We start from the raw sequence: 10,006 nt of genomic DNA, 5'->3' as shown, positions 1-10,006 counted from the left end.
TTCGAGGAAGTGGACGAGGACTTCTTGCCCGATGCGGGGCAGGAACTGGTGGCCCCAGCCGGCGCCGGCGCTGGGGTGTTCGTCGGGGTGCTGCCAGTGGAACTGGATTTTGATGCGGTCAAGGTGTCGACCACGTTGGCCGCAGGGTGAGGCTGTGCGTTGTCAACGAGCGCTTGCATGCGGGCCATGCGGCCAACCTTTATTCCGCCTCGCGGTACCAGATGGTGGCACCGTAGCTGCTGTCGGGGTAGTCCGGCATGATGTCACCCTGGGCGAAGGCGCGGCGGGCGTCGGGTTTGGCGGGTGTCCACCAGGTGCCGGCTTGCGGGCAGGGGGCGTTGGCTTGGCAGCGGCCCAGCTGGTTGATGTGGCTGTCGGGGTTGAACTGGCGCGCCCAGTCGACCATGTCCTTGGGGTAGTAGGGGAAGTCGCGCAGGGCGTGGTCGTCGAGGTCTTGCAGGAATGCGACGGCGCCGGCTTCGAAGCTCCAATAGCCGTAGTAGCCGGCTTGGTTGGCTTCGAGGTGGGCGTTGTGCCAGGGCAGGCCTTTCATGCTGGTTTTGTACCAGCGTTTGATGTATTGCAACAGGTGGGCTTCGGCTTTTTCTTTGCCATCCAGATCGGCATACAAAGCATCAACCAGATCGGTATAGGCTTTGGTATGTGTCAGTATCTCGGCCTCATACCTTGAGTCGGGCAAGCCAAAATATAAGAAATCCTCGTAGAGCACGTCTTCGCCGGCAAAGTAGCCATCCTGTAGTGCGGCCAACCTGGGCAGCAGGTCTTGGCGGTGCAGCAGGTAGCACAGGCCGATGAGTTGCATGAGCTGCTGGTAATGGTCGAGTTCGTCGAGCATGAAGGGCGGGTAGTGCGGGTTGCCGTGCCAGTCGCGCAGGGCGTCGGTGTAGATCTCGATGGCGCGGATCACGGTTTCCAGCTCGTCGCGCAGCGCTAGGATGGGGTGGCCGGCGGTGTAGTTGAGGAGGAATAAATCCCAATACTGCATAGCGACCATTTCTTTTGCGCCAAGCCAGCGTTCTTCTAGGTTGCGCCCATTGCCTACTGGATTTTTGATAAATAACTCAATACCGTCCCGTAATGCTGGGCTGCTGCGGTTATATGACTCTATGGCAAGAAAGATTTGCCGCCGGTTTTCTATAAACTTATCAATATCCATCACTTATCCAATTTTCGAGAAGTTGCGGTGATCGCGCTGTTTGCTAGCCAGCCCAGCGTGGTTGTCGACCACCTTGTCGATCTCGGCGTCGCGCCATTCGCGTGTGACTTCGTGCGCTTTGTGGGTGTCGGTAGCGGGTTTTTGCCCGGCTACCCAGCGCGATAGCGCCATGGCATGGCCAGCTGCTTGCGGGATGCTGAAGAACAGGACATGACGCGTGTAGCCATCTTGCACAATTTCATTACGGAATGACTCACCTCCACCAATTGCTTTTTGCAGACGCTTTCTGATCCATGAGTTACTCATCTGCGTCACGCGGCCATCGGTCTGGCGTTGGGGTTTTTCTGGCAGGGACAAGCCGCCTGTGTTTGCTGCTGAACCTGCTCTGCCTTGCTGGCGACGGCCGCGTCGAGTGCTGCTATCACCCTGACCATCCGCCCCTTCCTTATCTGCCGCATCGCCCAGCAGGTCTTTCAGCTGCCGGGTGGGGTTGGCGCTGGCTTTGGCTTCTACCACGGCATAGGGCTTGCCGGTTTTGCCGCCGGTGCGCCATACCGCATCGATCCCCCGGCCCCGCGCGCGCAGGGCGGCGATGCCGGCTTTGCTGAAGGTAGATGGCCATAGCTGTACCAGCTGGTGCTGGTCGTTGAGCTTGGCCGGGTTGGTGTTGCCCGCTTTGCGGCCAAGGTGTTGTCCACATTGGCCGCAGGGTGAGGCTGTGTGTTGTCAAAGAGCGCTTGCATGTGGGCCATGCGGCCAACCTTTATTCCGCCTCGCGGTACCAGATGGTGGTGCCGTAGCTGCTGTCGGGGTAGTCCGGCATGATGTCACCCACGGCAAAGGCGCGGCGGGCGTCGGGTTTGGCGGGTGTCCACCAGGTACCGGCCTGCGGGCAGGGGGCGTTGGCTTCACAGCGGCCGGCTTGCGGCTTATTCAAGGTCGGCATGATAGGTCGACGTGTTTGCGGTGTGGGCCACTGGCTGTTCGGGTCGAAGCGGGCCATCCACAGCGGACCGTTTTCAAAGTCGAAGCGTGGGTTGGGGTCGTTGGCCCATGGGTCCAGCGTAAACAGTTGCAGGAGGTCGCAGCGTATCGGTTTGATTAGCGCATTGGCGATAACGGGTAGCTCCGGCAAGCCTTCGTCTACCGGGTACAGGCTCAATTCGCCCAGCTGTATCCACAGCGCCTGTTCGCCATGCGGGTTGTGCTTGCCTGTAGGGTACGGTATCTCGCTGATATGAATATCCGGGTGCGCCAGTCGTGCCTTGACCTCGGCTACGCTGAGTCCCAGCTTGCTACGCCATAGCGGGCTAAGCAGAAAGCTCCAGGTTGGCGTGCGGATGCCGGAGCCAAGAGCTGCATGATTGACCCAGCCGTCCTCATCGTCGTTGTATTGGAAGCCCATTTTCCAAGGGTGGTCTATGTCTAGCCCGTAGAAATGCTCGGCGCAGATGCGTTCCATCACATCGCTCTCGTAGGCGCCCATCACACCGATGGTGGTGGTGCCGATTTCGTAGCCGCTATAGCACTGCTCGGGTTGCAGCCGCTGTAGCCAGCGCTTGACGAAGGCATGCCAGGTGGCTTTGTTATTGCGATACCAGCTGTCGCGGAAGGTGATTTTTACAAAGCTGTAGTGCATTTGTGGTACATAATCAACGAATGCATAGAGCGCCCATCTAGAAGAAGCGGAGGGACTTTCCATGTCTGTAGCGCAAATCCTAAATGACTGGAAAGCATCGTCTGCGGCCAACTTGGCATGCTGCTGCAGCATCTCGCGCCCCAGTTTCTCCGGCGTGGCTTTGACCCAGGCTTGTGTCTTGCTGTTGTAGACTTTTTTGTACGGCGAGTCGATCAGGGTTTGCAGCTCCTGATGCAGCTCGATTACTTCGTGGCACAGGGGCAGGAAGTCTTCCTTGCCGTGGTAGACGTAGAAGGTGATGTAGGGGCAGACGCCGTATTCCTGGCTCTCGTAACCATAAAAAGTCTGCGTCTCCGCCTTGGTGTCGGCGATAAATTCCGCGATTTCCTCTTCGCTCAGATACAGCTCGCTGGTGCTCATGGTCTTCCTTACTTGGTCTTTTTCTTGCTGCGCTTGGGTTCATCGGCAGGTTTCTGATCTACCGCCACATCTTCCGGATAGCGGAACAATGCTACCCGGCAGCCGGTGCCTACACCTTTCTGGCCATTAGTGCGAACCAGCGAGGCGGCATCGGTTTTGATTTTGGCAGCAGTATCGGCCAGTCTTCCGTAGTTCTCGAACTGATCCGCCTTGATGCGATCTCCCGGAAACTTGATCTCGATAATGGCAAACAGATTGTCCTTTTTTAGGGGCTGTTTGCGGTAATCGGGTATCGCCAGGTCGGCACTGCAGCTACCGCGCTGGCGGTATGGGGCCGGGTAAAACGGGTTCAGCGTGCTGCCAGTGCGCAGTAGTCGCGTGGCACCGGCCAGTTTGGGGTCGTCAAATTTGGCACTTGGGCCAAAGCAAACCTCGGCCTTGAGCGGGCTTTTCCAGCCCAGTACTTCGTCAATGAATTCGAAGATGAAGTTGGCCACCAGTTGCTTGAGTCGCACCACGATAAACTGGTCGATATCGCTGATCCCTGCCAGTTCTTCTGCGCTTAATGCCAGCAGCTCCATCAGTACCTTTTGTTTGGCTTTGGGCAGGTCTTTAATGGTGACGCCTTTTTTGCGGCGTAGGCCGATGGCAGGGGTTTTGTCCGCTTTGGCGCATACCATGCTGATCACCTGGCGAAACGGAATAGGCTGTTTGATGGCGGCAATGATTTCGGGGGCACCTGCCCCGCGGCCTTTGGCCTGGCGGGTGTTTTCGCTTTGTTGGCCTTTATCTTGCTCGGTCAGCGCTGCCAGAAAACCACGTTCCATTTTTTCATCGATATTCTGGCCAATTTCTTTCTTGATCGATTCAATCTGTTTGCGCAACTCGGCTTTGGCTTGTTCAAGGTTTCGGCTGTATTTTTCTACGTCTTCGTAAAGGGTTTTACCCAAGTCGTACATTTCGTAGGCAGTGACAGCAGCGGCTACGACTTCGATGATGCCCCACACAATTGCCGGTATCGCCATGTCAGTCTCCCGCTTTGCTGGCTGTTATTGCGCGTCGGACGGCTGTGTCGAGTTTGCTTTCCCATGCTTCGGTAATGCGTTCACTTTCGCGCATGACAGATTTGAGTACCCGTATGCCGGTTTGCTCTTCGCTGTCTGCAAAGGCAGTCCAGCCATGGCTATCGGTGAGGCCTTCCTGCAAGACAGTGCCTTCGCGGTTTACTATTTGATAGCGATAACCCTCATAGGGGCGGTGATCGTCCTTGAACAGTTGGTAGCGTGCCGTAAACGGGCCTTTGGGTGGCTCATATTTTGGAAATGGCCTAAAGGAGAGGCTCATGCTCCCCCCGCCGCTTAGCTCGTGCTTCGCGCCTTTGATGCTGATATTGCTGGGGCAGTGGATATCGATATTGCCGCCAGACAGCTTGATGTAGCCGCGGCCGCTGGCCAGCAGAATGTCCTGCTTGGCGGCGATGACCACCTTGCCTTTGCACGACGTGACCGTTACATCCTTATCCGCCGTCAGCTCCAGCGCGTCGCTTTGCGCCTGAATCTGCACCTTGCCCTTCGCCGCAATCAGTTTCAGGCTGACTTTGTCTTTTACCCCCGCCACAAACAGGCTGATGTGCTGGCCGACGTTGTGCAGCCAGCGCCGGCCGCTGGTCTGGTTGCTGTCGCGCTGGGCGACGTGGTCGATATTGCGGCCTGCGGCCAACGTCAGGCTGTTATCTGTTGATGCGGCCAACCCTGCCGGGGCGCTGAGGATGAGCAGCGGCTGTTGGCCGGCTTGATCTTTGGCGGTGTTGCCGTTTGCGTCAGTGTTGCTGCCGGCTTCCCAGGCACGTAGTGCTTCGGCGTGGTGCTGCAGGTGGCCGTCGGTTTTTTTGGCGCCTGGGCTGTTGTCGGGTTTGATTTCCTCGGGGCCGGTTTCCTGCCGGTCGGCGAGCTGGGCACTGGCGGTGTCGGCCAGGCTTTGCGCCAGGGCCAGGGCGCTGTCGAGCTGGCTTTGGGCGCCGTCGCGGGCGAGCTGTTTGCCGCTGGCGCCGGGTTGCGCTTCGGTGGAGAGCAGCAGGCCGTGGCCGGCGCGAATGGCGCCGTGGTGGTCGGTGCGCAGCTCGAAGCCGTTGCCGCTGAATTGCGGTGGCGGGTGGCTGCCGTTGTAGAGCACGCCGCTGATGAGGGGGCGGTCGATGTCGCCTTCGAGGAAGTGGACGAGGACTTCTTGCCCGATGCGGGGCAGAAACTGGTGGCCCCAGCCGGCGCCGGTGTTGGGGTGTTCGTCGGGGCGTGGATTTTGATGCGGTCAAGGTGTCGACCACGTTGGCCGCAGGGTGAGGCTGTGACTTGTCAAAGAGCGCTTGCATGTGGCCCATGCGGCCAACCTTACTCCGCCTCGCGGTACCAAATGGTGGCACCGTAGCGGCTGTCGGGGTAGTCCGGCATGATGTCGCCCTGGGCGAAGGCGCGGCGGGCGTCGGGTTTGGCGGGTGTCCACCAGGTGCCTGCTTGGGGGCAGGGCTGGCCGGCCGCGATGCGGCCAGTACTGGGCTGGTCTTTGGGGTAGAAGCCTTCAGGTGGCACAGCGATGTAGCGGTCTGGTACACGGCGGATCAGTGTCCAGGTGGGGACGACATCCTGAGTTTCTTCCCAGTCTCCATACTCGTCTTTTTTCAGTCCCTGTGTGACATAGATTTCTCCCATGCCCAGCTTCTTCAATGCTTCTGGTTCGAGCTGTCTGGTGCGGTAGGGGTGCAGGAACTGGGCGCAGGCATTTTCGACATCGGGCAGGTAGAGCCCGGTCACCACCACTGGCTCACCGGGGCGTATCACCACGCTGGGGTCCAGCTCATACGCAGGGATGGCTGCGGGGAGTGCCAACGGTCCCCACGCATCATCAGTGTAACGGTAGGTTAAATTCCCTTCCTCCCATCCCACGTCCCGGCATGTGATACGCAGGTTGCTGTCGCGCTTGATGGCCTCGCGTTCAAATGGATCGATCTGATCCAGCATGTCCTGACCCATCCAGCCGTTCCAGTACTCCACGGCACCTTTGCACAAGTCATAGGTCACCCCCCCCCAATCCGAAACGCTCGAGGATCGTCATGGCTGCGGTAGATAAAGGCATTCATCAGGCTTTGCAGGGTGCTTCTGAAGTTTGGCAATACCACGGTGCCCCAGGTGACATCGGGCTGTTCCGATAAATGGCGCGAGCGCAGGTCGGCCGGTGCCTGGCGCATGAATTCATCCAGCGCCTGTTCGTGCAGGCGGACCACTTCACGCCAGGCATCGCGCAGGGCGCCAATGTATTCCAGCGAGGTATAGCGTTCTAGTAAGAAGCATTCTTGCGGGTGCAGTTGGGGCATGTTTACTCCGCCTCGCGGTACCAGATGGTGGCACCGTAGCGGCTGTCGGGGTAGTCCGGCATGATGTCGCCCTGGGTGAAGGCGCGGCGGGCGTCGGGTTTGGCGGGTGTCCACCAGGTGCCTGCTTGGGGGCAGGGCTGGCCAGCCGCGACGCGGCCAGTACTGGGCTGGTCTTTGGGGTAGAAGCCTTCTGGTGGTACGGCGATGTAGCGGTCTGGTACACGGCGGATCAGTGTCCAGGTGGGGGGGACGATATTTCGTTCTTCAATCCACCAGTCGTATTCATCCTTCACTAGCCCTTGTCGGACCCAGATCTCCAGCTCGTTCTCCAAAGCGCTTTGTCCGAAGTGCAGAAACTGCGTGCAGGCATTGTCGGCGTCGGGCAAGTAGATGCCGCATTCGGGAACCTTGTCGCCGGGGCGGATCACCACCGAAGGATCCAGCTCGTACAGCGGGATACGTTCTGGTAGGCGCAAGCCTGCCCCTTTCAATACGCCGCCCAGTTCCCCGCTCTGTGGGTCGATCTTGAGTCCCCAACTCAGATCGCCGGCCTGCCATTCGGCGCCAAGTGCCCCCCCTGTCGGAAAATCAAGATCGCATGCCTTGTACAGCGCATCCCAGAACATCTTGCCCAGCGGCTCTGGCATCCAGTCGGCGTAGAAGTCGCTGATGCCTTTGTTGATGTCGCTGCCGTGCGTGCCGACAATGCCGCGGAAAGCCTGTGGATCATTGTGACTGCGTAAAATACAACCTTGGATCAGCATGTCGCGGCTTTCGCGAATATTGGGCAAGACCCGCCCGCCCCAGACGATATCGGGCTGCAAACTGGTGTGCTGGCGGCGCAGGTCGGCTGGCGCCTGCTGCATGTATTCGTTGAGCGCCTGCTCGCCTAATCTCACCGCCTCAATCATCGCATCACGGATATTGCAGAAGTGTTCCAGCGAGGTCAGGTATTCGAGCAGGTAACATTCCTGCGGGATGATCTGGGCTTTCATTTTTGCTTCCTGATTAGTTGCCGTACCAATTGTGGGTCAGGCGTGGAATGCCGATGAAGGCATCGGTATCGCCGGGGAATTCCGGGTCGGTATAGCCCCAGCCGGTAGCCTGGCGCTTGCCGGTGTATTCCTTTTGCAGCTGGGCCGGGTCAAGCACGATCTGCACGCTGCCGCCTTCGAGCTTGATGTCTTCTGCACCCTTGAAGTCTTGAGTTGCAGCCCTGCCTTCCCACACTTTGAGCGGTTGGCCAGGCGGTACGGTATAGGTGACGTATTCGCCGTTATCGTTCCAGCCTTTCTTGACCGCGAAGCCTCGCCGCCAGTCAGCTTTGCTGGTTAGTGCCTTGAATTCCGCCTCGCGCATCCAGCAGATGCTGTTGTCGCTGGATTTGGGATCTACCACCCGGTACAGTTTTTCACCCGGCAGCACCTCACTGGCGCGCATGCTGCGGTCAAAGGTTTTGTATGCTTCTTTTAGCGGCCCGTTGGTCGCATCAACGTTCGGCCAGCCGGCGTGGATTTTGGCATTTGCAGAAGGGGGTAAATTCCTCAATTTAGGAAATGCTACGTGCTTGGTAACATCCGCCCACTTGGGCCTGTGCTCACGGATCAGCGCCGCCTCGGTCGCGTCGTCGATACGACGGAAGGTGTGCGAATTCACTCTGTCCACTACCGCGCGGTACGCTTTGTCACCCTCAATGTCCAGTCGCCTCGCCAGCTTCTCCAGCGTGTCATTCAGGGGTTGTAGTGCCTTTTTCAGACCCTCATTGGCCTTGCTGCGTACGTCTGTAATCATCTGGATAGTGCGCTGGATGGGCTGTTTGATCGATGATGGCCCCCAGTCCGCCGCCCGTTGCAGGATGGCTTTGGCAACATCGGCTAGCTCGTCAAACTTTTTCATGAGCGCCTGCAGGTTGATCTTGCCCTTCAGTAAGCGAATTTGCTCTGCCAGATAGCGATACGGGTTGTAAATGCGCAAGGCGCTGAGGGTCTTGCGAACAGCAGGCTGGTCCAGCAGTTTGTTCAGCCCGCCAATGGCCGCATCATAGGCTTTCTTGTTGGCGACTTTGCCTGCCGCATCAAAACCTGCCTTGCGCAGGTATAGAAACATGACTTTGAGTGCGCCCTTGGCAAAAGACCCCAGCACCGGAAACAGCCCCAGCAGCGTTAGCGCCAAGGCTACCCAGGCACCGGTATTGTTGCTGTCTTTCTGGATATTGCGGCAGTTGGCTACCAGGTCCCGCACATCGCAAATCTGGTCGACAAACGGGATCATCGAAATCAGTGTGCCTGTTGCAATCTGCCCGGTGCTCTGGTTATCGTTGAAATCGCCCTGTATGACCTCCCATATCCATTGGCCGGTGGCTTCCAGCTTGTTTCCTGCACCATCCATCCAGCCTTTGGGTGCCGAGCGGAACCAGGCCAGGGCTTGTTCCAGATCGTCCATCAGGCACCTCCTTGTTTGCCGCCAGCGGGTAGCTTTTGTTCAATGTGCTGCTGCAATGGTTTTAATGGGTCTGGCGCCGTTTCTTTTTTTGGTGGCGGCAATTCGTATGTGACTTGTGCGGGTTCCAGTGGCACGGCTTGGTGGCGCTGCCCAATGCCGGATTGATCCAGCACGCCGGTATGCGTCATGCCGCTATCAAAACGGATCTTGTATTTGGCCCCGGTAACCGGTTGGCCGTCTGCATCCATCAAGCTTGCCGCAATCCAGTGTTTGCCCGGTTGTGGCAAGGGTGGCAGGTTGGCCGCAAGGCTCCCCCCGCCGCTTAGCTCGTGCTTTGCGCCTTTGATGCTGATATTGCCGGGGCAGTGGATATCGATATTGCCGCCAGACAGCTTGATGTAGCCGCCGCCGCTGGCCAGCAGAATGTCCTGCTTGGCGGCGATGACCACCTTGCCTTTGCACGACGTGACCGTTACATCCTTATCCGCCGTCAGCTCCAGCGCGTCGCTTTGCGCCTGAATCTGCACTTTGCCTTTCGCCGCAATCAGCTTCAGGCTGACTTTGTCTTTTACCCCCGCCACAAACAGGCTGATGTGCTGGCCGACGTTGTGCAGCCAGCGGCGGCCGCTGGTCTGGTTGCTGTCGCGCAGGGCGACGCTGTCGATATTGCTGCCTGCGGCCAACGTCAGGCTGTTATCTGTTGATGCGGCCAACCCTGCCGGGGCGCTGAGGATGAGCAGCGGCTGCTGGCCGGCTTGATCTTTGGCGGTTTTGCCGTCTGCGTCGGTGTTGCTGCCGGCTTCCCAGGCACGTAGCGCTTCGGCGTGGTGCTGCAGGTGGCCGTCGGTTTTTTTGGCGCCTGGGCTGTTGTCGGGTTTGATTTCTGCGGGGCCGGTTTCCTGCCGGTCGGCGAGCTGGGCGCTGGCGGTGTCGGCCAGGCTTTGCGCCAGGGCCAGGGCGC

10 protein-coding genes and 1 pseudogene are annotated in these 10,006 nt (G+C 58.8%); all 11 read right to left on the bottom strand.

The annotated features are described in order from the left end of the window. Positions 1–159, bottom strand: a pseudogene (locus FLQ44_RS24450) (phage baseplate assembly protein V); the annotation flags it as partial. 40 nt (positions 160–199) lie between these two features. Then, entirely contained in the window at positions 200–1,015 is an 816-nt protein-coding gene (locus FLQ44_RS16595) for a PoNe immunity protein domain-containing protein (protein ID WP_240801316.1), read from the bottom strand. Positions 1,016–1,180: 165 nt separating this feature from the next. Then, on the bottom strand, positions 1,181–1,693 hold the full coding sequence (locus FLQ44_RS16590) for a hypothetical protein (RefSeq protein ID WP_147695293.1): 513 nt from the start codon (positions 1,691–1,693) through the stop codon (positions 1,181–1,183). A 247-nt stretch (positions 1,694–1,940) separates the two neighbouring features. Next, the gene (locus tag FLQ44_RS16585) at positions 1,941–3,236 is read right to left on the bottom strand and encodes a DUF3396 domain-containing protein (protein ID WP_147695292.1); all 1,296 of its coding nucleotides are present in this window, start codon (positions 3,234–3,236) and stop codon (positions 1,941–1,943) included. Between the two features lie 8 nt (positions 3,237–3,244). Beyond that, positions 3,245–4,261: a hypothetical protein gene (locus FLQ44_RS16580; RefSeq protein ID WP_147695291.1), complete on the bottom strand. Its 1,017-nt coding sequence runs from the start codon at positions 4,259–4,261 to the stop codon at positions 3,245–3,247. Position 4,262: 1 nt separating this feature from the next. Continuing rightward, positions 4,263–5,408 (bottom strand): DUF2345 domain-containing protein, encoded by a 1,146-nt coding sequence (locus FLQ44_RS16575; protein WP_439144939.1) that lies wholly within the window; start codon positions 5,406–5,408, stop codon positions 4,263–4,265. A 215-nt stretch (positions 5,409–5,623) separates the two neighbouring features. Further along, a complete protein-coding gene (locus tag FLQ44_RS16570) occupies positions 5,624–6,262 on the bottom strand; it encodes a hypothetical protein (RefSeq protein ID WP_206208935.1) in 639 nt (212 codons plus the stop codon). Between the two features lie 44 nt (positions 6,263–6,306). Next, the gene (locus FLQ44_RS16565) at positions 6,307–6,603 is read right to left on the bottom strand and encodes a hypothetical protein (protein ID WP_147695288.1); all 297 of its coding nucleotides are present in this window, start codon (positions 6,601–6,603) and stop codon (positions 6,307–6,309) included. Between the two features lie 2 nt (positions 6,604–6,605). Then, positions 6,606–7,598: a hypothetical protein gene (locus tag FLQ44_RS16560; protein ID WP_147695287.1), complete on the bottom strand. Its 993-nt coding sequence runs from the start codon at positions 7,596–7,598 to the stop codon at positions 6,606–6,608. Positions 7,599–7,611: 13 nt separating this feature from the next. Further along, on the bottom strand, positions 7,612–9,045 hold the full coding sequence (locus FLQ44_RS16555) for a hypothetical protein (RefSeq protein ID WP_147695286.1): 1,434 nt from the start codon (positions 9,043–9,045) through the stop codon (positions 7,612–7,614). Continuing rightward, the coding region (locus tag FLQ44_RS16550; protein WP_147695285.1) for a DUF2345 domain-containing protein at positions 9,045–10,006 on the bottom strand (962 nt) is incomplete at its 5' end. The genes FLQ44_RS16555 and FLQ44_RS16550, both read right to left, overlap by 1 nt.

The organism is Vogesella mureinivorans (assembly GCF_007644035.1).
Lineage (GTDB): Bacteria > Pseudomonadota > Gammaproteobacteria > Burkholderiales > Chromobacteriaceae > Vogesella > Vogesella mureinivorans.
This window is presented reverse-complemented; position numbering and strand designations above follow the sequence as displayed.